The organism is Persicobacter psychrovividus (assembly GCF_036492425.1).
In the GTDB taxonomy this organism is placed as follows: Bacteria; Bacteroidota; Bacteroidia; order Cytophagales; family Cyclobacteriaceae; genus Persicobacter; species Persicobacter psychrovividus.
This window is the reverse complement of sequence record NZ_AP025292.1, coordinates 1,859,453-1,884,799: the sequence shown is the minus strand read 5'-3', so window position 1 is coordinate 1,884,799 and position 25,347 is coordinate 1,859,453. Positions and strand designations below refer to the sequence as shown.

Annotated in this window: 19 protein-coding genes; 13 read left to right on the top strand and 6 right to left on the bottom strand. The window is 44.2% G+C overall.

Annotated features, from left to right (window positions below; genetic code table 11):
* Positions 1-139 precede the first annotated feature (139 nt).
* Positions 140-1,411, bottom strand: coding sequence for a glycosyltransferase family 2 protein (locus AABK40_RS08025; RefSeq protein WP_338396712.1), 1,272 nt, complete (start codon positions 1,409-1,411; stop codon positions 140-142).
* 49 nt (positions 1,412-1,460) lie between these two features.
* Positions 1,461-2,099, bottom strand: a complete 639-nt coding sequence (pdxH, locus tag AABK40_RS08020; RefSeq protein ID WP_338396711.1) for a pyridoxamine 5'-phosphate oxidase — start codon at positions 2,097-2,099, stop codon at positions 1,461-1,463.
* 109 nt (positions 2,100-2,208) lie between these two features.
* Between pdxH and AABK40_RS08015 the strand changes: the two genes are divergently transcribed.
* From AABK40_RS08015 to AABK40_RS08000, 4 genes are all read left to right on the top strand, one after another.
* Positions 2,209-2,790 (top strand): YqgE/AlgH family protein, encoded by a 582-nt coding sequence (locus AABK40_RS08015; RefSeq protein WP_338396710.1) that lies wholly within the window; start codon positions 2,209-2,211, stop codon positions 2,788-2,790.
* A 106-nt stretch (positions 2,791-2,896) separates the two neighbouring features.
* Positions 2,897-4,714: a DUF349 domain-containing protein gene (locus tag AABK40_RS08010; protein ID WP_338396709.1), complete on the top strand. Its 1,818-nt coding sequence runs from the start codon at positions 2,897-2,899 to the stop codon at positions 4,712-4,714.
* Positions 4,715-4,902: 188 nt separating this feature from the next.
* The gene (locus AABK40_RS08005) at positions 4,903-5,091 is read left to right on the top strand and encodes a PspC domain-containing protein (RefSeq protein ID WP_332919186.1); all 189 of its coding nucleotides are present in this window, start codon (positions 4,903-4,905) and stop codon (positions 5,089-5,091) included.
* 260 nt (positions 5,092-5,351) lie between these two features.
* Positions 5,352-7,139: a glycoside hydrolase family 15 protein gene (locus AABK40_RS08000; RefSeq protein WP_332919187.1), complete on the top strand. Its 1,788-nt coding sequence runs from the start codon at positions 5,352-5,354 to the stop codon at positions 7,137-7,139.
* A gap of 363 nt (positions 7,140-7,502) precedes the next feature.
* Here AABK40_RS08000 and AABK40_RS07995 read toward each other — a convergent pair whose 3' ends face one another.
* Positions 7,503-8,279 (bottom strand): YdcF family protein, encoded by a 777-nt coding sequence (locus AABK40_RS07995; RefSeq protein ID WP_338396708.1) that lies wholly within the window; start codon positions 8,277-8,279, stop codon positions 7,503-7,505.
* Between the two features lie 56 nt (positions 8,280-8,335).
* Entirely contained in the window at positions 8,336-9,238 is a 903-nt protein-coding gene (locus AABK40_RS07990) for a DUF3078 domain-containing protein (protein ID WP_332919190.1), read from the bottom strand.
* Positions 9,239-9,467: 229 nt separating this feature from the next.
* Here AABK40_RS07990 and AABK40_RS07985 point away from each other — a divergent pair, with 229 nt between their 5' ends.
* From AABK40_RS07985 to nuoL, 5 genes are read left to right on the top strand one after another with little or no spacing between them, the layout of a single operon-like run.
* Complete coding sequence (locus AABK40_RS07985; RefSeq protein WP_338396707.1) at positions 9,468-11,246, top strand: 4Fe-4S binding protein; 1,779 nt, start codon at positions 9,468-9,470, stop codon at positions 11,244-11,246.
* Between the two features lie 5 nt (positions 11,247-11,251).
* Positions 11,252-11,767 (top strand): NADH-quinone oxidoreductase subunit J family protein, encoded by a 516-nt coding sequence (locus AABK40_RS07980; RefSeq protein WP_338396706.1) that lies wholly within the window; start codon positions 11,252-11,254, stop codon positions 11,765-11,767.
* Complete coding sequence (locus AABK40_RS07975) at positions 11,764-12,864, top strand: complex I subunit 1/NuoH family protein (RefSeq protein WP_332919193.1); 1,101 nt, start codon at positions 11,764-11,766, stop codon at positions 12,862-12,864. Before AABK40_RS07980 ends, AABK40_RS07975 begins: the two co-directional genes overlap by 4 nt.
* 4 nt (positions 12,865-12,868) lie before the next feature.
* Positions 12,869-13,156: an NADH-quinone oxidoreductase subunit NuoK gene (gene nuoK / locus AABK40_RS07970; protein ID WP_332919194.1), complete on the top strand. Its 288-nt coding sequence runs from the start codon at positions 12,869-12,871 to the stop codon at positions 13,154-13,156.
* Positions 13,157-15,325 (top strand): NADH-quinone oxidoreductase subunit L, encoded by a 2,169-nt coding sequence (nuoL, locus tag AABK40_RS07965; protein WP_338396705.1) that lies wholly within the window; start codon positions 13,157-13,159, stop codon positions 15,323-15,325. It begins immediately after the preceding gene.
* Between the two features lie 220 nt (positions 15,326-15,545).
* Here the strand turns inward: nuoL and AABK40_RS07960 are convergent, their stop codons facing one another.
* Positions 15,546-16,088, bottom strand: a complete 543-nt coding sequence (locus tag AABK40_RS07960; RefSeq protein ID WP_332919196.1) for a GNAT family N-acetyltransferase — start codon at positions 16,086-16,088, stop codon at positions 15,546-15,548.
* A gap of 185 nt (positions 16,089-16,273) precedes the next feature.
* Between AABK40_RS07960 and metG the strand changes: the two genes are divergently transcribed.
* Together metG and AABK40_RS07950 are read left to right on the top strand one after the other, a co-directional pair.
* Positions 16,274-18,322, top strand: coding sequence for a methionine--tRNA ligase (gene metG / locus AABK40_RS07955; RefSeq protein WP_338396704.1), 2,049 nt, complete (start codon positions 16,274-16,276; stop codon positions 18,320-18,322).
* 259 nt (positions 18,323-18,581) lie between these two features.
* Positions 18,582-19,613, top strand: coding sequence for a hypothetical protein (locus AABK40_RS07950; protein WP_338396703.1), 1,032 nt, complete (start codon positions 18,582-18,584; stop codon positions 19,611-19,613).
* Here AABK40_RS07950 and AABK40_RS07945 read toward each other — a convergent pair.
* Entirely contained in the window at positions 19,610-20,692 is a 1,083-nt protein-coding gene (locus AABK40_RS07945; RefSeq protein WP_338396702.1) for an aminotransferase class V-fold PLP-dependent enzyme, read from the bottom strand. The genes AABK40_RS07950 and AABK40_RS07945 overlap by 4 nt on opposite strands.
* Before the next feature lie 161 nt (positions 20,693-20,853).
* On the opposite strand from AABK40_RS07945, the gene AABK40_RS07940 reads away from it, so the two are divergent.
* Together AABK40_RS07940 and AABK40_RS07935 are read left to right on the top strand one after the other, a co-directional pair.
* The gene (locus AABK40_RS07940) at positions 20,854-22,806 is read left to right on the top strand and encodes an OmpA family protein (protein ID WP_332919200.1); all 1,953 of its coding nucleotides are present in this window, start codon (positions 20,854-20,856) and stop codon (positions 22,804-22,806) included.
* Positions 22,807-22,818: 12 nt separating this feature from the next.
* On the top strand, positions 22,819-24,888 hold the full coding sequence (locus tag AABK40_RS07935; protein WP_338396701.1) for a dipeptidyl-peptidase 3 family protein: 2,070 nt from the start codon (positions 22,819-22,821) through the stop codon (positions 24,886-24,888).
* Positions 24,889-25,347: the final 459 nt, after the last annotated feature.

The following is a 25,347-nucleotide window of genomic DNA, read 5'->3' as shown; positions in this document are numbered from 1 at the left end:
ATTTACGGTGGCGTGATCAGGAGGCTGTGGTAGTCGATAAGGTCGTTACTCATGAGGCAATAACTACCGCATAAACCGCATCAGGCGTGAGCCTCCTGAATAAAATGCCGCAATAAATTATAAAGAGTGAATGCGTCTGTTATTCCCAACTGCTCAAATCAGGCAGATAATGGCTCTTTTTATCCCATTCCCGAAATAGGTGGAGAAGGTTTGCTTTGGTGTCGGGCGACATCTTAAAAGTTTGCGCTAATTCATGCGCTCCTTCTCGGAGGTCTATGTTTTTATAAGCGCGCTGATCCCTCAAGAAATGAACGTATTTCAGACACCTGAACCCATCAAACCACTGGAAGAAGCGTTGTTTGTAGATGTTCGCATTGGGCGAATTTTTCAGGATTTTTTGCAGGTCTTCCTTAAAATTCAAGTGCTCCAAAAAGGCGACACTATCATCATCAAGCTGTTGAATAACCTCTTCGTAGGGCTTTCGGTAAAAGTCTGCTGCCTGATGGATAAAGGCTTTCAGAATGGTGAAGATCGCAGGGTTGTAGGAAACCATGCTTTGGGTTTCTCCTGAGGCCAGAAAATCGCCCACCGCTTTACCTGTCCCGAAAGGTACACGATCTGAAGGTCGGGGAGAGGGAATGACCATACAGCCGGTGATGTCCGCAAAATCGCCATGAGGAATGATTTTATGAAGGAAGTAAAAATCTTCCCCCGCTTTACGCCTGTTCATTCCACCCTGTTTTTGATAAATATCAGCACGTACCACCATGCTTGAGCCTATCGTTTCGTAGGCAAAAGGGAAATTGGCATAGCGTAACCCATTGACATAATAGCGGAGATGAAGCTCGTAAATCTCGATCGCCTCATACCATTCCTTGGGGAAATCACCACTGAGGGGATGTTCAAAATGGATGGAGGCCCCTTTGGTTTTTGGGTAGCGCGAAAAATAGTCCTCAATTTCCTGAAGGTAGTTTTCCGAACACTGACTATCAGCATCAAAGCAAATAATGGGTGCCTTGGGCTTGTTTATCTGCTCGAGTCGCCAGGCCGCCTCATCCATGCCTATTTTTCTCGCCAAGCCTACACCAGCATGTTTTCTGGGTAAATCATTCACATATACAAAGTGAAACTTCAGCCAACTGAAGGGATTCTTCTGTGCCCATTTTTGGGCTTCGGCCAAACATTGCCTGTTAATTGCAGTAGCTTCGCTGTCTGCCGATTCGGACTCATTAATAACCACAATAACTTCCGTCATCCCTTGAGTGGGGCTACAACGGTGCAGTGCATTGAGGGTTTGAATCAATGCCGTTTCTTTAAAACAGGGAATCACAACGATCTGGGAAACGGCGTGATCAATCGCATCATTAATATAACGCGTAGGATAAGCATACCTTTGCTGATAGGTATTCATAGCAATTTTGGGGTAAGGGTGAGACAGTATTCAGGCCGTGTGCGGGGCATCAGGGAGCAAGGCGTTTTTTTAGCCACTGACCATTTTCAAGGACATACAAAACACGGTCATGCAGGCGGCTTGGTCGGCCTTGCCAAAACTCTATGCGGTCAGGAATTATCCCGTAGCCTCCCCAATGTGGCGGACGCGGTACGTGGGTAATGTATTTGGTGGCATATTTGGCAAAACGGGTCATCACCACACTTTTGCTGCTGATCTCCTGGCTTTGCTCAGAGGCCCAGGCACCCACCCGGCTTTTATAAGGGCGGCTTTTGAAATATTTATCGGAAACCTCTTCCGCAACCTGCTCAATGCGGCCTTCAATATTCACCTGCCGTTCCAGCTCAGGCCAAAAGAAAGTCAGTGCCGCATATTTATTCGCTGCCAAATGTTGGCCCTTTCGGCTGTTGTAATTGGTATAAAATACAAAAGCGTCATTTTCAATGCCCTTCAATAAAACCGTCCGTGCCGAAGGTCTTCCTTCCTTACTTACCGCCGAGACTGTCATGGCATTGGGCTCCATAACCTGCGCCTTGATGGCCTCTTCAAACCAGGTGTTAAATTGTTCGATCGGGTGGTTGGCGCATTCCGCTATCGACAGCTCTTTCTTGCTGTAATCTTGTCTGATATCTGCAATATTGATTTCCATAGTCGTAGTAACTCTTGTAGAATTTAAGGCGAAATTAAGTGATTTGTTTGATATTTAAGCCCTGTCTGCCTTAATTCGTGAATATTGGAATTGATAAATTTATTGAAAAATGGATTTCTTATCTTTTGAAAATACCCTGAAACCACAAAGCGGCGATTTGCTGCTGGCTGTTCCTTATCTGGGCGACGAGCACTTTGAGCGTTCTGTGGTCTTGTTGGTGGATCACAGCGAGGAAGAAACCATTGGTTTTACCCTCAATAAACCTTCGGTGCTTTCGCTTGAAGATGTGGTGAGTTTTCACGCGTCTTCAATCTCTTTACCTTTGTTTATTGGTGGACCTGTTCAACAGGATACCCTTCATATTATACATGCCAAAGAAGACGCCCGATCTGCAAAAATTGAAGTCAATAAGCAGATTTACTGGTGTGCGGATTATGAAGGATTACTCAGGGAAATAGAGGTAGAGCAGGGGATGCAGGAGCAGGTGCGTTTTTTTCTCGGCTATTCGGGCTGGGGGAAAGGGCAGCTTGAGGCGGAGCTTGAAGGGAACTCATGGATCATCTGCAGAAATGTAACCAAGGAGATGGTCTTTAATGTGGCGCCAGAGAATTTGTGGGCACATATTCTCACTGAAATGGGTGGGAAATATAAGATGTTTGCAAATTACCCTTTAGATCCTCGTATGAATTAAAATTTTGTTTATTTTTGGGGGATCTCGATTGAGGTATAGCCCAAAAGCTATAGAATGTGTTCGGACCGCCTTTTGCGGCGGGAATTTTTAAATTAATAATAGAGTCATGGATAACGACAAATTGTTTGAGCAGTCTTCCGATACGGAGCAAGAAAATATCAATACTACTGAAGAAGCTGTTGAAAAGCAGGAAGTGGTAGCGGAACTTCCGCCCGTGAATGAAGAAGATTTTGTCGGATTGGACAAAAGCGAATTGGTGAATCGCCTGAAAGAAGTTAAGGATTCACAGAATTTTCGCTATAATGATGAATTTTTAAAAGCCATTGCTCCTCATTTTAATGCGTTACGCAAATCAGAGCGCAAAGAAGCATTAGCGAAGTATTTGGAAGAAGGAGGAGAAGCTGATGGTTTCGAATTCCATGGCGATGAGTTTGATCGTGAGTTTGATGCCATTTTCACCACCCTCAGAGAGCGTAAGCAGAAATATTATGCAAACCTCGAGAGCTCACGAAATGAAAATACAGCAAAGAAAAAATTATTGCTGAAGCAACTTCGTGATATCGTTAAAGCTGACGAAGACGAAAAAAGCATTGAAGCCGTAAGAGCCATTCAGGCAGAGTGGAAAAAAGTTGGGCAGGTAAACATTGCTGAAAACGAAGACTTATGGGCCAACTATAAAGCACTTCTGGATCAGTATTATGACCGTCGTGGAATTTTCTTTGAATTGAAGGACCTTGACCGCCGTAAAAACCTGACCAAAAAGCAAGACCTTTGTGCCAAAGCTGAAGCACTGACAGCAATAGAAATTGTGGAGGCTGTTCGTGTATTGAACGAGCTTCATGAAGAATATAAAAATATCGGTCCTATTCCTCGCGAAGAGCAAGATGCCGTTTGGGATCGTTTTAAAGCGGCTTCCGATGCTGTTTATGATCGCCGTAAGGTATATACTGACGAGATCAGAAAAGAACAAGAAGCCAATTTGGTACTGAAGAAGGCCGTTATTGAAAAGGTGAAGCCTTTCATTGAATTTAACAGTGGAAGAATTACCGAGTGGAATCAGGAAACGAAGAAGCTTCAGGAACTACAAAAAGAGTGGGACGGTATCGGTCATGTACCTCGTGAAGATGCCAAAGAAATCAATAAAACATTCTGGGGACTCTTTAAAGCTTTCTTTAATAATAAAGGACAATTCTTTAAAAACCTTGAAGAAGAACGCGGTCAGAATTTGAAACTGAAACAAGCCCTTGTTGAAAAAGCGGAAGGTCTTAAAGATAGTGAGGATATTGACAGCACAGCCAATGAACTGAAGCGTTTGCAGCAGGAGTGGCGCAAAATTGGACCTGTTCCTGAAAAGTTCAAGGATTCTGTATTTAATGAATTCAAAGCTGCTTGTGATCACTTCTTCAACCGTAAGCGTCAGAAAAATGAGGTGGTTGAGCAAGAGTTCAAAGCGAACTTGGAGCAGAAATTGGCACTTTGTGACCAACTGACAGCCCTTGCTGCGGAAAAACCAACAAGCTTGGAACCGCTTCAGGAGATTCAGGCAAAATTTGAGGCAATCGGTTTTGTGCCAAGATCGGATATCAATAGCATTCAGCAAAAATGGGCGGAAAGCAATGCCGCTTATTTGGAGGCAGTAGAAGGGATTGATGAGAAGGAAAAACAACGCATGGTTTTGCAAGCCAAATATCAGCGTTTGAAATCTGGAAACGACCGTAACGCTGCGCACAAAGCAGAGCAGGATTTGCGTAAGCAGATTCAGGGCTTGGAAGATGAAATCAATACTTGGAACAGTAATTTAGGTTTCTTCGCTCGTTCGAAAAATGCCGAAGCGCTTCGTGCTGAGTACGATAAGAAAATTGAAGAGGCACAGCAGAAAGTGAAAGCTTTGCGTGCTGAACTGAGAATTTTGCAGCAAGCATAAATTTTATCATTTTTCGTAAAAAATATGAAGACCGCAGTTTTATTTCTGCGGTTTTTTTTATAAACTTATATTAGTGGGAGTTGAAAAATGCCGCTGTTTTCAAATAATATTTTGATTTTATTGTAATTTTTAGGCCAAATTTTTTCTGAATATTAAAATTTAGCCTATATTTATATAAAGAAACAGAGATGGAGCGGAGATTATATCGATCAATAAATAGAAAGCTGATTGCAGGGGTATGTGCTGGCATTGGCGTGTATTTCAATATTGATCCAGTCATTATAAGGCTGATATTCATTCTGTTGTTTCTTTCATTGGGAATAGGCTTTTTGGCTTATGCAATCATGTGGATTGTTATTCCTGCGGATCGTTTTTAATAAGTAATTTTATACATTTTAGATTAGATTGTGGATTAGGTTTGATTTTTTTATCGAATGGATTTTTTTGACTATGTTGAATGATTTTTTTATATCTTTTTTCATTTAACCACAATGTGTTGGCTGTTAGTAATTTCTAAATCTAACAGCTATTTTTTTGCCCAAAATTTAGTAAGGATCCATGCTTGCTTAGTTTGGTTCTAACTGAAAAATTTTAGAACTTAATAATCTCCTAATCAAACATACCTAACCTAAGTCTTATGTCGCAACCTCATATTTATGATTTCGGAATTGTAGGAAACTGTGCTTTTATGGCCTCTATCAACAAACGAACCGATGTGGTTTGGATGTGCTGGCCATCCTTTGAAAGCAGTTTTATTTTCGGAAGTTTACTGGACAAAGAAAAAGGCGGGGAGTTCTCAATTTTACCCGTCGATGAGGAATTCAGCTCACATCAATATTATCAGGAAAACACCAACATTCTCGTTACCGAAATAGAAGACTCCAATGGGAAGTACCGCGTAACGGATTTCGCCCCACGATTTCCGCAGTTCGATCGGTATTTTCGGCCTTTAATGTTAATTCGGAAAGTGGAGCCGCTCTCAGGTAACCCAAGGGTGAATGTACGTTGCAGCCCTAAAGGGGACTATGGGAAGAAAAATCCGCAACGCGTGGTGGGCTCTAATCATATTAAATATCTTGGCATTGGCGATGAGGTACGACTGACGACCAACATTCCACTGAGTTATGTGATTGATGATGAGGAGCCTTTCTTTCTGAATGAGACCAAATACCTTGCCCTGACCTACGGCGCACCACTCGAGGCGGCTCTTGAACGTACCGCAGATGAGTTTTTGCGTGCCACTCAGAAATATTGGAAAGATTGGGTGAAGTCCACCAGTATTGGGCATTTTCAGCAGGAGGCCGTGATTCGTTCTGCCCTCGCTCTGAAAATCCATCAGTATGAAGATACAGGGGCAATTATTGCGGCCAGTACCACCTCATTGCCCGAATCGCCAGGCAGTGGAAGAAACTGGGATTACCGTTTTTGCTGGATGCGGGATACTTTCTATACCCTTCAGGCTTTCAATCATATTGGTCACTTCGAGGAGTCGGAAAGGTACTTTAATTATATCGCCAATATTTCTTCCAAAGAGAAAGAGCGCTTTCAGCCTTTGTATAGTATTAAAGGGAAATCCAAGCTGGAGGAGAAGATTCTTGACCTTGAAGGTTACCTCGGAAATGGCCCTGTTAGGATTGGTAATCAGGCGCATGAACATATTCAGAATGATGTGTATGGGCAGGTGATGATCAGCCTTTTGCCCTTGTTCGCAGATGCCCGTTTTCACCATGAAAACCGCTTCAGTTCTCACGACATGATGTGGGATATTCTGAAAATGATCGAAAATACAATCGATGAAAAAGATGCCAGTTTATGGGAGTTCCGTGACCGTTCGAAGTATTATTGTTACACTTTCTTGTTTCAGTGGGCAGGAAGTAGCGCGGCACTGAAAATTGCCTCAAGATTTGGTGATCAGAAAATGATGAACCTCGCCCGAGACCTTAAAAAACGTGCTTTTGAGCGTATCGAGGGGTGTTATGAAGATGAACGCGGTGTTTATACACAGGCGGCGGGATCGCCCGAGCTTGATGCGGCCAACCTGCAGTTGATCATGATGGGTTATTTGGATTCTTCCAGTATTGTAGCCAAGTCGCACTTGAAGGCGATGGAAAAGGAACTCAGAACCAAAGAAGGCTTGTTTTACCGTTACCGACATGTCGATGATTTTGGAACGCCCGAAACAACCTTCCTGATTTGCTCTTTCTGGTATGTGGAGGCCCTTGCTGTTGTGGGCAGGGTAGAGGAAGCGATTATCGAGTTTGAAAAGTTATTGAAATATACGAACCACCTTGGCTTATTGAGTGAGGATGTTGATGCAAAAACGGGCAGTCAGTGGGGGAATTTCCCACAGGCCTACAGCCATGTCGGTTTGATTAATGCCGCCTATCGTATTGCGAAAAAGTTGGATAAACCGATGTTCTTTTAAAAGAACAATTGCGGTGATAATGAATAAAAAAGGGTTTGGTGATGTGCCAAGCCCTTTTCTGTTATTGGTGTTTTACATTAAGGTCATAAAGCTTGATGAGGCCGAAATTTTCAAGTTTGAAATAGGGTTGAAACAACCGACTGGTGCAAGACTTAAATTATCGCACAATTTTTATTGTCCATAGATCAAGCAGATTTCCACGGATTTTTTTATTGCGGAAGTTGGATGTCGCCCATCGCAAATCCACAAAATTACTTTCTATTCTTTTTGATGAAGGAGCCCTCCAATAATAGCGTGTGTTGTTTACGGGTTGTAGCGCTATTGTTCGAGTTTCAGTGATTCAGCAACCTCCGTAGATAAACCTTATACATACCCCTTCACCTTATAAGCCGCAAAGCCAATCCATTCTTTGATGATCATATTCCATTGGGTCAGCGTTTCTGCATTGGGCAATACATATTCTTGCACCATAAAATCTCGGTCTGAAGTCAAATAATGAACGCTGAAGGGTACAGTGTTGATATTTTGTTTTTTGAAACAGGCGACCGAGCGACGCATATGGAAGGCTGAAGTAATTAACAAGTAATTTTTGTGCTTGAAGGAGGCGTGCTGATCGATGATTTTTTTGGTCAAAAGCGCATTCTCGAAAGTGTTTCTTGACTGATCCTCCAATAGTATGGCGGAACGGGGAATGTTGCAGTCCAAAAGAAATTGCAGACTTTGGGCAGCTTCACTTGGCTCCCCATCGATTTTTTGGAGATGCCCATTACCACCCGTGAAAATAATGTGGTCAATCACACCCATCCGATACAATTGTACCGCCTGCGTGATCCTGTCGGCAGCCTGATTAAAGGAGGTCAGTCTGTAGGGTTGTCTCCCCGTCAGGGTGGCGCCACCAAGAACGATAGCTGTTTTGGGAGCAGCGGACTGTAATTCTTCGAGCGACGGGCGTGCTATTTGCCATTTCAGATTGATGAAATCAAACAGGGGCTGATTCCCGAAAATGAATAGCAGCAAAAGGGAAAAAATCAACGCCTTTTTTCGCCACTTTGGGAGGCAAACCGAAAACAGGAGCAGGACGAAGATCCATGAAATTGGCTGGATGCCGTAAACGAGGATTTTGGAAAGCAAAAAGAACATAAAAAAACCACTAATTGAAGTTTAAAATTAGTGGTTTTTCTGAAGATCAGGAAGGCTTATTGGTGGTTTTTAAATTTGTACACCAAGCCAATGGCCATCACGTGTTTGTATTGCAGGCGTGGCCCCATGTCGTTGATTTTGATATCGTCATCATAAATGGTTTGCACCGAAATGTTGGCAGAAAGCCAGTCGTTTACTTTCAGGTCGAGTAAAGCATCCAGGTTTACATCAATATTTTGAGGATTCTCGCGGTAATTGGAGAAGAAGTTACCATTTAATTGAAAGGTGACATTTTTAGCCACATCTTTTTTGAACTGGAACCTGACGTTTGCCCCCACTTCAAAACGGTAATTATCGCCTTTCTGAACACCAAACGCCCCTTGGTTAGATAATTCATCATCCATTACAAAGGTGGTTTTCGTGGCGATAGGCCCAAGGTACAGACTGAATAAATCTTTAATGATATAGGTAGTACCCGCAGAAAATTCCAGGTAACCAGGTGCCATAAATGTCGAGATTCGTTTGGTAGGGTCATCGCCCTTCAAGTCGAAACCATCGGCAAATTGCGTTCTGAAGTTCAGCAATCCAGTATAGTACCATCGGCTGTCCTTGATCTGGCGGCTGAAACTCGAAAGCAGATCTATGCGGTCTTCGGTTTTTTCCTGACCAGAACTCCCTTTGCGGATCAGTCCGTAACCAACATCCAGCTTGTTTCCCCAAATAATTTTTTCATGGGAATAATTCGCATACACATTGGCGAAGGCATTACCTGCGATGGAATTGTCGCCACCAGCCGCCCAGTTGCTTAAAGTCACCTGAGACATATTAATGCCTGTCGTGCCACCGACTTTCCATTCTTTTTGAGGCCTTTGTACCTCTTTTTTTGCATTTGCTGTTGTATTTTGAGCATATACAGATGAAGTGCTGAGTAGTGCAGCAAGGAGTAGTATTTTTTTCATAAGTAGGTTATATAATTAAATTTTATATCGAATTTGTGCTGTGTAAGTTTGTGTAAAATTTATGTAATTTTAATTTGCGGTGTTATAAAAATATAAATTTGCGCATTCGCAATAGATTTTAGGTATCTTAAATTCTTAATACTGACACTGAGCAGTTGGACAGATTGCGTTTTGTGCCGAGATCTTGTAGCTTTGGAGGCTGGAGACGCAATATTCTCAAAAAATACCCATGAGTAAAAATTTTAAGAATAAATATTGGACAAATATAAAGGATGCCTATAAAACCTTAAAGGAAGGAATGGGGCTGACATTGACCCATTTTGTGAAGGCGACCAAGTCTCATGATAACCGTGGGATCGATGAACAGGGGTATTTTGACCAGAACGAAGGGCTTGTAACTTTACAATATCCGCATCAAAAACTGGAGGTTCCTATCAATGGGCGATATAAGCTTGATTTGGAGCAGGAGGACTGTATTGTTTGCGATAAGTGCGCTAAGGTGTGTCCTGTGGATTGTATAGATATCGTTCCTGTACGCTCTGCGGAGGAACTTGGTAAAACGTCTGATGGATCTTCTATCAGGATGCATTTGGCAAAGTTTGATATCGATATGGCCAAATGTATGTTCTGCGGCCTTTGTACTTATGTTTGTCCTACCGAATGTCTGACCATGACGTCGGAATATGACTATTCTACTTTTGATTTTGCAGAGCATAATGTGCCTTTTGCAACCATGACGCCTTTGGAGATTCTTGAGGCAGAGGCTAAATGGAAAAAGGTGCAGGAGGAAAAGCAGGCAGCCAAAGCAGCGAAACCTTCGCCTGCAGCCAAGGCGGTTATCAAGCCTAAAGCCGTGGGAGCGCCAAAGGTGAGTATCCCAAAACCAGCGGCTAAGGCGGTAATTAAACCGAAGGTGCCTTCAGCAGCAACCGCCAAAAAAGTTGTGAAGCCCCAGATTCCAGCGATGAAAAAGGCGGATGAACAAACGCCAGAAAATACAAATGTGGCCAAAAAGCCCGTGCTCAAGCCAAAAATTGGTGGTGCAGGTTCAGCAGCTGAAACCACACCGAGTGGCAGCAATGTCGCGAAGAAAGCAGTGGCCAAGCCAAAAATTCCAACGGCAGGTTCAGGAACGAATGTGGCCAAAAAGCCCGTGCTTAAGCCAAAAATTGGTGGTGCAGGTTCAGCAGCTGAAACCACACCGAGTGGCAGCAATGTCGCGAAGAAAGCAGTGGCGAAGCCAAAAATCCCAACGGCCGGATCAGGAACGAATGTAGCAAAAAAGCCTGTGGTTAAGCCAAAAATTGGCGGAGCGGGTTCGGTAGCTGAAACTACACCGAGTGGCAGCAATGTCGCGAAGAAGTCAGTGGCCAAGCCAAAAAATCCAACGGCCGGTTCAGGAACGAATGTAGCTAAAAAGCCCGTTCTTAAGCCAAAAATCGGCGGAGCAGGTTCGGCAGCTGAAACTACAACGAGTGGCAGCAATGTCGTGAAGAAGCCAGTGGCCAAGCCAAAAATTCCAACGGCAGGTTCAGGAACGAATGTGGCTAAAAAGCCCGTTCTTAAGCCAAAAATCGACGGAACGGGTTCAGCCGCTGAAACGACAACGAGCGGTAGTAATGTTGCGAAGAAGCCAGTAGCCAAGCCAAAAATTCCAACGGCAGGTTCAGGAACGAATGTAGCAAAAAAGCCTGTGGTTAAGCCAAAAATCGGCGGAATGAGTTCGTCAGCTGAAACTACAACGAGCGGTAACAATGTCGCGAAGAAAGCAGTGGCCAAGCCAAAAATTCCAACGGCAGGTTCAGGAACGAATGTGGCTAAAAAGCCCGTGCTTAAGCCAAAAATCGGTGGGACGAGTTCAGCCGCTGAAACGACAACGAGTGGCAGCAATGTCGTGAAGAAAGCAGTAGCCAAGCCAAAAATTCCAACGGCCGGTTCAGGGACGAATGTAGCAAAAAAGTCCGTGCTTAAGCCAAAAATACCTAATACTAAACCGAAAGAGGATTAAATTTAATGAACCAATATTTGATATATGAAATCCTGTTTTATGGATTTATGGGGCTGACATTATTGTCGGCCATCACCATTATTTTTGCCAAAAATGTACTTTACGCAGCTTTTTCGCTGTTGGTGTCCCTTTTTGGTGTTGCCGCACTGTTTGTTTTGATGGGGGCTGATTTTTTGGGAATTGCACAAATCATGATCTATATCGGGGGCATATTGGTGCTGATGATTTTTGGGGTGATGCTGACTAACAGGCTCAATGGAAAACCCATCATTACGGCCAATAAAAACGTGCTGGTCAGCCTGATTTTAGGCATGGTGACTTTTGGGTTTCTTGGCTTGGTGTTTTCTCAGTTTGAATGGGCAAAACGTCCCTGGATGCAGGCCGATGCCGTTGCCGATGGGAGTATTCGTGCATTGGGTATCGCCACCATGACCAACTTTATTTTACCTTTCGAATTGGTGGCAGTCATGCTTTTGGTTGCATTAATCGCAGGGACATATTTAGCAAAACGAGCAAGATGACCATCACAACCTTTCTATTTTACCTTCCGCTGTTGCTTACTTTTGCCGTAGCGGGAATTTATGCCGAGCGGAAAATTGCAGGATTTATTCAGGATCGCCTGGGCCCAATGGATACGGGTAAGTTTGGCCTTTTGCAGACCATCGCCGATGTGCTGAAACTCCTGATGAAAGAGGATATTTCCCATGACCGTGTTGATAAAAAGCTATTCCCCATTGCACCAATTATCGTGTTTTCTGCAATATTGAGTGGGTTTGCCGTCTTGCCTTTAACCTCTGACTGGACTGGCGCAGGTTTGCAGGTCGGTTTGTTTTACCTACTGACCATTATCACTTTTGATGTTGTCGGCATTCTGATGGCGGGATGGGCCGCAAATAATAAATATGCCCTTTTTGGTGCTGAGCGATCTGTAGCGCAGCTGATCAGTTACGAGGTGCCTATGGGGATGTGTGTGCTGGCAGTCGTCTGTATTTGTCAGACCCTCGATTTGCAGGCAATATCCTTTCAGCAGGGAATTTTTGCCGTGGCCCACGGGCAGGAGGTCAGCTATTTGTTTGGCATTAAAGCCACGGGCATTGAAGTTTCCAGCATTGGTGGTATTCTAAGCTGGAATATTGTCAGGGCGCCGATTCTTATTCCTGTGGCCGTGATTTTCTTCATCGCTTCGCTGGCAGAGGCCAACCGTGCGCCATTCGACCTTGCCGAAGCGGAAAGTGAACTGATCGCTGGTTACAATGTGGAATACTCGGGTTTTAAATTTGCCATGCTGATGCTTGGAGAGTACGGCATGATGTTGCTGATGTCTATTCTGATGGCTGTATTGTTTTTTGGCAGCTGGAATACTCCATTTCCCAATATCGGATCCTGGCCTCTTGCCGAATGGACAAGCGGTCAGCCTGGTAGTGTGAGTGGGCACCTTTGGGGTGGTTTTTGGTTGCTGTCGAAAGCCTTTGTGGTGATATTTTTCCAAATGGTGGTGCGCTGGACCTATCCTCGTTTGCGGGTGGATCAGCTGATGAGTTTCGCCTGGAAATACCTGACGCCCGCAACATTAATTTTGGTGGTTCTGTCCGTTTTTTGGCGGATGTTAATGATATAATGAAATGATTCCATTAGCGCATATATTAATATTTTCGGCCCTGTTGTTTTCTCTTGGGATCATGATTGTCCTGATGAAGAAAAATGCCATTGTTATCCTGATGGGGATTGAGCTGATTCTTAATGCCGCCAATATCAATCTGGTGGCTTTTTCGCATTACGACCCCACTTTTTCGGGGCAAATGTTTACCATGTTTGTAATGGTGGTTGCGGTATCAGAAATTGCCATTGCACTCGCCATTGTTTTTAAGCTTTATCATCATTTGCGTTCCATCGACCTTGACTTAAACTAAATGGAAACCTTAACTCAATATAATTCTTTGGCCATTGGAGCAGGGATATTGGCCATGATCCTGCCCTTGCTGTCTTTTGTGCTGATCGCCTTTTTTTCGGACTATTTCGGCGCCAAAAGTGACCGACTGGCCATTAGCGCTGTCAGTATTTCGTTGGTCATGTCGGTATTTGTCGCCATGCAGGTATTTCCCAACCATGTGATTACAGCACAGTGGTCGTGGTTTTCTGTCGGCGAATATCAGTTCAATATCGGCCTATTGCTTGATCAGCTTACCGCAGTAATGCTGGTGGTGGTCAGCCTGGTGTCTTTACTGGTGCATATTTTCTCGATGAACTACATGAAAGGCGAGCCACATTATGCCCGCTATTATAGTTTCCTCGGGCTCTTTACCTTCAGTATGTTTATCATCCTGCTGGCTGATAACCTATTGGTACTTTTCATGGGTTGGGAGCTGGTAGGCTTGTCTTCTTATTTGCTGATCGGTTTTTGGTTTGAGCGCCCCTCGGCAGCGAATGCCAACCGTAAAGCATTCCTGACCAACAGGGTGGGGGATATGGGTTTTCTTTTCGGAATCATGATTTTCTGGGCCTATTTTCATACCCTTAATTTTCAGGAACTCACCGCCCTTTTCAGCAATGCGTCAGTTTTGGCACAAATCCCTTCCACGTGGTTAATTCTCGGTGGGCTGGGGATATTCATGGGGACAGTCGGTAAATCGGCGCAGTTTCCTTTGCAAGTCTGGTTGCCTGATGCCATGCAGGGGCCAACGCCTGTTTCTGCATTAATCCACGCCGCAACCATGGTTGCCGCAGGGATTTTCCTTTTGGCGAGGGTTTTCCCGATGCTGGCGCCTGAAACATTGATAGTGATCGCCCTGATCGGTTCCATTACCGCCATGATGGGAGCCTTTTCGGCCTTGAACCAATTTGACATCAAGCGGGTGTTGGCCTATTCTACCTCCTCGCAGTTGGGTTATATGGTGATGGGCATGGGGGTAGGTGCCTACGATGCATCCCTGTTTCACCTGATTACCCATGCGTTTTTCAAGGCGGGTTTATTCCTGTCCGTTGGTGCGGTCATTCATGCCATGCACCATTTTCATGCTGAATGTAAAAAGAAGAATATCAGTATCCATCTCGATCCGCAAGATATGCGTCAAATGGGTGACCTCGGCAAGCGGATGCCCCTGATTCATGCGGGATACACCATTTGTGCACTCGCCTTGATTGGCCTGCCGTTCTTTTCAGGATTTATGTCCAAAGATGCCATTCTTATGGCCTCCTGGGAATGGGCGCAAAACCTCAGTGCCCACGGGCAATATTGGGCATGGTTTGTTCCTTTGAGTGGTTTTGGAGCCGCTGTGCTTACGGCTTTTTATATGGCTCGACAGTGGTACCTGGTTTTTTGGTCAAAGTCAAGATTGATCGTTGAATGTCAGGCGGCCTGTAATTGTTACGATTCCCTGCACGATCCTTCCTGGAAGAAAACCGTGCCTGTTGGTCTTTTGGCGATGCTATCGGTCTGGCTTGTTTACGGCTTGAATCCTTTCGATGGACACGCTTCCTGGTTGTATCATGCCGTTGATCAGCCAATGAATGTGATGCTCGCCGACTGGCAAATTGCGGGTCAGCGGGAGATTTGGTATGTCCCATTACTGGCCTTGGCTTCGGCATTATTGGGCTTGGGCTATGCCTATCGAAAATATAGTCGGGTAAGTAAACTCGGCATAGATTACAGTCATCGCAGGCCAAAAGGCCGATGGGGGTATTTGTCGATCAATAATTTTTATATGGATCGTTTTTACCGAAAACATTTCATGATCCGCAGCCTGCGTTGGGCTTACCGACTGCATTGGTTTGATAAAAATGTGCTTGACAAAGGCATTGTTGCAATCGGCGGACTAACCCTGAGTGCTTCTCGGGTTTTCCGAAAATTCGATCAGGCCAACCAATGGGTGGTTAATGCCATAGGGGTTGCGGTCGTGATATTGGGGCAGGCTTTCCGAACCCTTGACATCTGGATTGTTGATGGACTGGTTAATTTTTCCGCCAACCTGTCTTCTGCATTAGGCAAGTCTTTCGGGAAAGTGCAAGGGCGACAAACACAATCCATCATTGCTTATATGCTTTGTGGGGTGTTTATCTTGGCCTTATGGGTGTTGTTGTAATTGCAGCCATAAGCCGCCTCAGGCTTTTTTTCCTGTCCTCCAATCACCGATCGCAAGACGTCAGCGGCTTCTTTACTGATCTCAGCCGCCTTTTTGTGAAAGCAGTAATTGCTCAATTAAAGATGACCAAGTATTGAAGTCCATGGACAACAACTGGTCAAATAAAAACGCCCGAAATGTTATGCAACACTTCGGGCGTTTTCAGTTCCTGTAAAAAATATTATTTCATGCTTCTTCGTCGGTAATCCTCTTTGGTGATCTCAAAAGGTTTAATGCTTGAATTTGGGGATGGTTTGTCCCCTGTGTTCAGTCGCATGCCTAAACTGTTGAGGAAATTTACTGAAGCCAGGTTACTGCCTTCCGCAGAACCGTGAATTGCCTCAGCCTGCATTTCTTCAAATCCATATTTAATCACTACATTTCCCGCTTCTTTGGCGTAGCCTTTCAGCCAATATTGTGGGCCAAGCGTACAGAACAATCGGTATTCATTTTTGTCCTCTGCAGGGCGAAGGCCGATAATGCCAACAAACTCTTCATTTTCTTTTTCACGGATCAACAATGTTAATCCATGACCTGGTTTTGGGGTCTCAAAAAGGGTGTAATCCTTGAGGTGCTTGGTTTGCTTCAAATGCGCTAAAGTAGGCATTGAAAGGAAACGCTCCACTTGTCGGTCCGCAACAAGATCCTTGAAAGGTTCCTGATCTTTTTCTATGAAAGGTCTTAACTGAAGGCGTGTTGTCTCGAAATTTTTTTTCCAATCCATAACAGTTAGGTTTTATGATTTCTAATTGAAGGACTATTATCATCATTTTTAAATTCTATCAGAAAGATTTGAGCCTTTTTTTTTCATGATGCCGAAAATAGTTTGCCAATCGGCCAATTAGATGGTCCTGATCATTTATAGGCTACAAAAAAACCTTATCTTTGAAACCGAAATTAATAATGAATATGACTGAGCAATCTAAAAGATATACCATTACAGCGGCTTTGCCGTATGCCAATGGCCCTGTACACATTGGGCACCTTGCGGGCGTTTATGTTCCGGCGGATATTTATGTGCGTTACCTGAGATCAAAGGGAGAGGACGTGGTTTTTGTTTGTGGATCTGATGAGCACGGTGTGCCGATTACCATCCGGGCAAAAAAAGAGGGCGTAACTCCTCAGCAGGTTGTTGACAAGTACCACGGTATCATCAAAAATGCCTTTGCTGATTTCGGAATTTCTTTTGATATCTATTCTCGTACTTCGAGCAAAACGCATGCAGAGACTGCCGCGGATTACTTCAAGAAAATGTACGATGAAGGAAAGTTTGTAGAGCAGACTTCCGAGCAGTATTATGACGAGAAGAACAACCAGTTTTTGGCAGACCGCTACATTATGGGCGAGTGCCCAAAATGCGGGAATCCAGATGCCTACGGCGATCAGTGTGAAAAGTGTGGCTCAACACTTTCTCCACGTGAATTGGTTAATCCTCGCTCGACAATCTCTGGCGAGCAGCCGATTCTTAAAGAAACTACCCACTGGTATTTGCCATTGGACAAATACGAGCCATGGTTGAAAGAATGGATCTTGGAGCAAAATAAAGACTGGAAATCCAATGTTTATGGTCAGTGTAAATCTTGGCTCGACAGTGGCCTGATGCCTCGTGCCGTAACCCGCGATTTGAACTGGGGAGTCCCTGTGCCTGTAGAGGGAGCCGACGGCAAAGTGTTGTACGTGTGGTTTGATGCCCCTATTGGCTATATTTCAGCGACCAAAGACTGGGCGACGGAAAATGGCAAAAATTGGGAAGATTACTGGAAAAGTGAAGAGGCTGAGCTGATCCACTTTATCGGTAAAGACAATATCGTATTTCACTGTATCATTTTCCCTTCTATGCTGAAGGGTGATGGCTCTTATATTTTGCCTAAAAATGTCCCTGCGAATGAATTCCTGAACCTTGAAGGGGACAAGATTTCTACCTCGCGTAACTGGGCAGTTTGGTTGCACGAATACCTGAACGACCTTCCTGACAAGCAGGATGTTTTGCGCTACACGCTGTGTGCCAATATGCCTGAAACCAAGGATAACGATTTCACCTGGAAAGATTACCAAACCAGAAACAACTCTGAACTGGTGGCCATTTTGGGTAATTTTGTGAACCGTGCAGTGGTATTGACCAACAAATATTACGACGGTGCTATTCCTGCACGTGGTGAATTACAACAGATTGATCTGGATACCTTGGATGCGTTGGAAGTACTTCCGGAGAAAATCGCCGCTGCCCTTGATAAGTATAAGTTCCGTGAAGCCCTGGCGGCAATGATGGAACTGGCGCGCCTGGGGAACAAATACTTGGCAGATACCGAGCCATGGAAATTGGCGAAAACTGATGCCGAGCGTGTAAAAACCATCATGAACATTGCTTTGCAGATTGTTGCCAACCTGTCGATTGTCGCAGAGCCTTTCTTGCCTTTTACAGCCGCTAAACTGGTAGAAATGCTGAACATCGATACCTTGAAGTGGAGAGAGGCTGGCCGTCAGGATATTCTTGGCGACGGGCACCAAATCAACAAAGGACAGTTGCTTTTCGAGAAATTGGAAGACGCTACCATTGATGCTCAAATGCAGAAACTCGAAGACACCAAAAAGGCCAATGAAGCAGAAAACACCCCTGTTGCTCCTGCCAAAGAAGATTGCTCTTTTGATGATTTCATGAAAATGGATATTCGCGTTGGAGAAATCCTCGAAGCGGAAAAACTGAAAAAGTCTAAAAAGCTTTTGAAACTGAAAGTGGATGTCGGCTTTGAAACCCGCACCATTTTGAGTGGGATTGCTCAGCACTTTTCTCCTGAAGAAATTGTAGGTAAAAAAGTGCAGGTGTTGGTGAATTTGCCTCCTCGAAAAATGATGGGCATTGAGTCTGAAGGGATGGTCATGATGGCTGAAGCCAAAGATGGAAGCCTCCGTTTTATGGAGCCATCAGCAGATACCGAAGCAGGATCTATGATTAGCTAATCCGTCAACGGACATATAATAAGGGCGCAGAAATGAAGGTTTCTGCGCTTTTTTTTATTAAATGCTGTTATTTCAAAGCAGAAGAAAATCGGTTACGGATATTAATATTTATATAGAATTCATTATTGAAATTATACTGACCTCAAGTTGGAGTTAGATTACGGTTATATTTTTCAATTGAAGCTTGTGATATTGTCAGAAATCCCACTTTGTAGTTATCTTAATAGATCATTGGGGATGGATTACTGAATTTAAGGAAATGAAAAGAAAGGTTTTTCAGAAAATATTTGCGTCAATTATTTTGTCGTGCGGATTAGTGAGCGCTTTTGCACAGGGTGGGCCTTCAGAGTTAGACTCAGGCAGAATTGCCCATGTGGTCGCTTTACCTCAGTCCAAAGTTTTTCTTGATAAGTTCCCTTTGAGTTCTCCGCAGGAACGCCAAAAAATTGATTATCACAATCTGGTTGAAGTCGATTATAGAAGTTCTAAAGAAATTCACCTGTTTTCCCGCGACTATATTCATAAAGAACTATTGCTCGGCACCTGGAAACGAAAGGGGAAATCGACCTCCATGATGGGCTATTTCGGGGAAAATACCTACGAGGCCATCTATTCAGACAGCCGAAGCAACAGCAAGCTGTATGAGCAATACATTTATTATTCCTTGCGAAACGACAGTCTGACGTTTTATACGGACAGTCTTAAAGAGCACGTTAAATGGAATTTCAAGCTGATGTCGGTCAATAATCGCCACCTGGTAGTAAAAACGACCCAAAGCGGTGTGCTGACTTTCGACCGTGTTTCAGACAATACCTCTCCTTTGCAAACCAGAAAACATACCTTTCACTTGCAGGCAGGTAAGCTGATTTGTGGCTTTACCCAATATGCCAGTGCTCAACAGGGCTCTTGTTTACGCCTGTCGGAAGATTTGTTTGTTGGCATGACGAAAGAGGAGTTGACCAAAGAATTGTGGTTTGCCAAGTTTCATAAGGTGAGTGATACAAAATGGACTTTCCACGATGGCCGAAGTACAATTGCATTGCATTTTAAAGACGATCACCTGAGGAATATCAAGTGGTATGGCTTTGGTGATTCTGGCCGATTTGATTTTGCCGGAATAAGCGTTGGCGATATGATCACCTATCTTGAACAACGCCTCGGTAAGCCTACTTTTGTGAAGCGGGCGAAGGAAAAAGGGGACGCTACCGAGTGGTGGTATTATGAACCTTTTCATTTCAGAATTCAAATCCAGGCAGAAAAGGTTCATGTGATTGAGTTGGGTGATTTTTAAGGTCGCCAGTCAGCAATTAAATCAACGAGCAATTCGATCTGCTCTTTGGAGTGGGTCGGGAAGTTGGCAATGCGAATTTGCGCAGCCTTATGCTTTCCATAACCTGCCCCAACAACAAGCCCTTTCTCTTTCAAATAGGCTATTAAAGGTGCGGAACCACCCTCAACATTGGCCACCGCCACAGTGTCCGAGCGCCAGTCTTTTTCCTGAACCAAAGGGGAAAGTAAAGGGTGATCTTCAAAGCACTTGATCAGGATCGTGTTTTTATAAATAGCCTCACGTCGGATCACATCCACACCCTTTCTGCGGAAATCTTCCGCCACCTTGCCCAATAAATAAATATTGAGGGTGTTTGGCGTTTCTATGGTTTGATAACCCTTGCCTTTGTCCACCATTTCCAATAAAGGGTGATAGGATGGGTACACCTTGCCCGCTACGGTCAGGGCATGGGCTTTGGCTATTGCGCGCGGACTGACGATCCATACGCCCAATCCAGCAGGTAATCCAAAACATTTTTGAACGGAAAAATACACACTGTCAAGGTCCTCAAAAGGAATAGGCGTGGTCGGGGTAGAGGATACCACATCCATAGCGATCAATGCGTCGGGGAAATGTTTTTTCGCTTCGCGGAGATCAGCCATCGGGTGCTTGACGCCAGTAGCGGTTTCGTTGGCTGTAAAGTGAATCAGCTCGGGCTGAGCTTCCACGGCCTTCGGGTCAAATAAGGCTACCGTGCCTTCTGGGGCCGTAATCATTTGTGCTTCTTTTCCCAATCGCTGAAATGCCTGCGCACATTTTTTGGAAAATGCCCCATGCACGTGGTGGAGGCTGTGGGTGTCCACCAGGTTTTCGGCCATACGGTCCCAAACTTCCGTAGCAGAGGTAGTAAATACCACTTCATAAGCCTGCGGAATGTCCAAAAGCTGACGCAGCTGTTCTACGGTGAATTTATAGATGCCCTTAAATGCTGGAGATCGGTGGCTGATGGCCATGACCTGTTCTTTGAGTGCGCTCTTGAGGTGATCTTCGAGGGTAAAGTAGGTCGCTGATGGGCCTGGTACAAATATAAGTTGAGGCATGGTTGGTCTTCCTTTTTGCTTGTGAATTGATTAGTCACCAAATTTATAAGTTTTATTGGATTTATTTGCGAGTTTTATTCAACATGCTGACCAATATTATTTATAAATTAAACATAAAGCCCTTATTTTTGCATTCGATATTATTCAACATAGCCAAATCCATGAAACGATTCGCATCCTTCATCCTATTTTTTCTGTTTGTCAGCCTTCAAACCTTTGGGCAGTCCCGAAATGGTTACGCTACAACCTCCAAAAAAGCCATCAAATTATTCGAGCAAGCGACGGTTTTACTCAAGTCGAGGGAGTTCCCTGAAGCTGAAAAGAAACTGCAATCGGCATTGGCAAAAGATCCCAATTTTATTGAAGCGCATTTGCGGCTGGCGAGTATCTATGGTTTGTACCGAAAGAAGGAGCTCGAAAAACAGTCCCTCGAACAGGTCGCCCGAATTGCCAATGGGAACCTGAAATACAAATCAGTTTATATGAAGCTGGCAAAAGTGTATTTTAATGAAGGGGATTATGACAGGGCACTGAAGATGGGGAACCTGTTTCTGCGCTCAAGGCCTCGGGAATCTGAGGCCAAAGCCACAGAATGGATCATGGAAAATGCGACTTATGCCAAGGAATTAATGGCCAAGCCCGTACCGTTTAAAGCCGTGATGATGGACAGCACCGTCAATAGCTTTGCCCTGCAATATTTTCCGGTGGTTACGGTGGACGAAAACACCCTCATTTACACTAAAAGAGATGGCAGTGGCGGTTCCGATACCGAGGACATTGTGGTGTCGCACCGAAATAAAGATGGCAACTGGAGTAAGCCCGTGTCCATTTCTGATAATATCAATACCCTTCAAAACGAGGGGACCTGTACGATTTCTTCGGATGGGAAAATGATGATATTTACCTCCTGCACACAGGGAGGCGAAAGAAAGAATTATGGAAGTTGCGATTTGTACGTTACCTACAAAGAAGGTGATGACTGGTCGGAACCTAAAAATCTGGGACGAACGGTCAATACTTCAGCATGGGAATCTCAGCCTGCTTTAAGTGCCGACGGTAGAACGCTATTTTTTGTCTCTGACCGCCGAGGAGGTTTTGGCCGACGGGATATTTATTATACCACAAAAACAGATAATGGGCTGTGGACCCCTGCCACTAACCTGGGTAAAAATATCAATACTTCAGGAGATGAGATTGGGCCATTTATCCATGTGAATAATCAGCGATTATACTTTTCGTCCAATGGACATAAGGGAATGGGTGGTTTCGATTTTTTCTATTCTGACAGGCTCCCTGGCGGGGAATTTGGCCCTGCGGAAAACCTGGGTTACCCCATCAATGACCACAACGATCAGTCTTCGCTGACGGTAAATGCCGATGGTTCGCTTGGCTACATTTCCATCGATCAGTATCAGGGAAACACGGCGCACAGTTCGCTCTATACTTTTGAAATTCCCAAAGCGCAACGGGTGCTGAACCGCAGTAGTTATGTGGCGGGTACCGTGCTGGATAAAGATACTCAAAAGCCAGTGGCTGCAAAGGTGGAACTTTATAATGTGTCCAATGAACAGCTCGTGAATGCCGTTACCGCTGATGCCGTGAATGGTTCCTATTCTATTGTACTGACCGAGGGGTCCCGCTACGCACTTTTTGTTTCTGCGCCAGGTTACCTTTTCAGGTCTATTCCATTTAATTTCGAAAAGACCGCTGGCGAGCTTGAGTCGGTGAAGATGGACATTCTTTTGGAGCCAATTCGCAAAGGGCAGATAACGCGCCTCGACAATGTTTTCTTCGATACCAACTCCTATGAACTTCGTGAGGAATCGAAAACAGAACTGAACAAAGCCGTGAAATTCCTGGAAGCCAACCGAAAGCTGGTCATGGAAATTTCAGGGCATACTGACGATGTCGGTGATGCAACTTACAACAAGACCCTGTCGAAAAACAGGGCAAAGTCAGTGTATGAATACCTTGTTGGTCAGGGCATCGCCAAATCACGCTTAAAATATGTAGGCTACGGAAAAGAACAGCCTTTCGTGCCGAATACGTCTGATGCAAACAGACAGAAAAATCGCCGCATTGAGTTTAAGATCATCGGCGACAATCAACCTTAATTATTTTTATACATGAAGAAGTTTTTTTTGTCTTTGGGTGTGGCAGCAATGCTATTGAGCATCCAAAGCTGTGATTCGTCAGCACCTAAGGATGCCATTGACGCCACAGTAATTACCCCTGCAAAATCGTTTGAATATAAGGCAGACGAGTTTGCTGATGTTTCGATCCTGAGGTATAACGTGCCTGGTTTTGAGGCGCTGACTGCCCAGCAAAAAGCATTTGTCTATTATCTTTCTCAGGCCGCGCTCTCGGGGAGGGATATGATTTATGATCAGAACTATAAACACAACCTGCTGGTACGTAAAACCCTTGAGTCATTGCTGGCCAGCAAGCTTGTCGATGATAATACACCAGATGGGAAGGGATTGTTGATTTATGCCAAGCGGGTATTTTTCTCCAATGGAATTCATCATCATTACTCCTCAGACAAGTTGATTCCTGCCTGTGACGCAGCCTATTTTGAAGCTTTAATCGCCAAAGTGGATCCTGCATCATTGCCATTGAATGGGCTTTCAGTTGCCGACTTCACCAAGAAGATCAGTAAGATTGTTTTTGACCCTAAGTTTGATTCCAAGCGTGTCAGTCGGGATTCAAATACTGATTTGGTAACGTCGTCTGCCATGAATATGTACGGGGAAGGCGTAACACAGCAGGAGGTGGAAGATTTCTACCGAAATAAAGTTGACCGTAATAATCCGCGCCCTGTGGCTCACGGTTTGAATTCTAAGCTGATCAAGAAGAACGGCAAGGTTGTCGAGGATACCTATAAAGTAGGCGGACTTTACACCGAAGCTTTGGAAAAGGTGGTTTTCTGGCTTGAAAAAGCGAAATCTGTGGCAGAAAATGAGGGGCAACAAAAATGGCTGTCGCTTTTAATCGACTTCTACAAAACAGGAGACCTGAAAACGTTTGATGATTTTTCTGTGGCCTGGACCAACACAACGGAAGGGGATGTGGATATGATTCATGGCTTTATTGAAGTTTATGGTGATCCAATGAGCTATCGTGGGGCATATGAGTCTATCATTGAAATTAAAGACCCTGAGGCTTCAAAAAGAATGGCGGCCCTGGCACAATACGCACAGTGGTTTGAAGACCATTCACCTATAGCAAAAGCACATAAAAAGGATAAGGTGGTCGGTATTTCCTATAAGGTCGTGAATGCCGTAATGGAAGCAGGTGATGCAGCCCCTTCTACACCTGTTGGAGTGAATTTGCCTAACTCTAACTGGATTCGAAAAGAGTATGGTTCCAAGGCGGTCAGTTTGGGGAATATAAAAAATGCCTACGAAGAAGCCGCAGGCCCTGGAATGCTGGATGAATTTGCGTGGACTGAAGCGGAGAAAGAGCGTGCGATCAAGTACGGGACCCTTTCCAATAATATGAGAACGGCACTGCATGAGGTGGTCGGTCATGCCTCTGGGCAACTCGAAGCTGGGGTAGGGACACCTAAAGAAACCCTGAAAAATTATGCCAATGCTCTTGAAGAATCCCGTGCGGATTTGGTTGCCCTGTATTATTTGATGGATCAGAAATTGGTAGATATCGGTGTGATTCCTAACCTTGAGGTGGGGAAAGCCGCTTATGATGCTTTTATCAGAAATGGCATGATGTTGCAATTGCGCCGTTTGGAAGAAGGCGCGATCATTGAGCAGGCACACATGAGAAACCGAGCAATGATTGCGCACTGGCTTTTTGAAAAAGGGCAGCAGGACAAGGTTATTACCCGTGAGCAGCGCGACGGAAAGACCTTCTTCGTGATCAATGATTATTCAAAAATGAGAACCCTTCTCGGAACTTTACTGAAAGAGGTGCAGCGCATTAAATCTCAGGGAGATTATGAAGCAGGGAAAGCACTGATCGAAAATTATGGCGTGCAGGTAGATGCGGAAATCCGTGCCGAGGTGATCAAGCGATACGAGCCGATCGGGTCTAAACCTTATGGCGGCTTTATTCAGCCATCACTTACTCCTGTAATGGATGGTGACAAAATTGTGGATGTGAAAATCAGCTATCCATCGGATTTTGTGCAGCAAATGCTCCATTACGGCAAAGAATACGCTTTTTTGCCAGCAAAGTAAGCACCCAATAAATACATTAGAAAGCCAAATGCACTTTTGCGTTTGGCTTTTTTTATGTTGTAAAATGATGAAGAATAGTACCTTTAGTAGGGTTACCTTTTTTCAATGCCATTAAAATTGCGGGCTATTGCTAAAAATCTATATGATTTATCTTATAATATTATGATAATAGGCACAAAAGTAGGGAAAGATTTTTACATTTGTTGTGTTACTGTTGATTTACGAAATCGGTTATTCCTGTAAGGATATGCCATTTTAAGCAATTACTTTTTAAATGAATTATAATGCAAAACCGAGTGCTTTGTCGTTACAAAATAAAGTGCTTTGAACTGATAGCTTGTGATTTAGTCCTATTGGGCTATTGGTTTTGCTGTTAAATTTCGTGTTTTTGAAAGATGTTTTAAGCCCTTTTTATTCGGTTCAGGCCGTTGGAGCAAAGGATATTCTTTTATATTAATA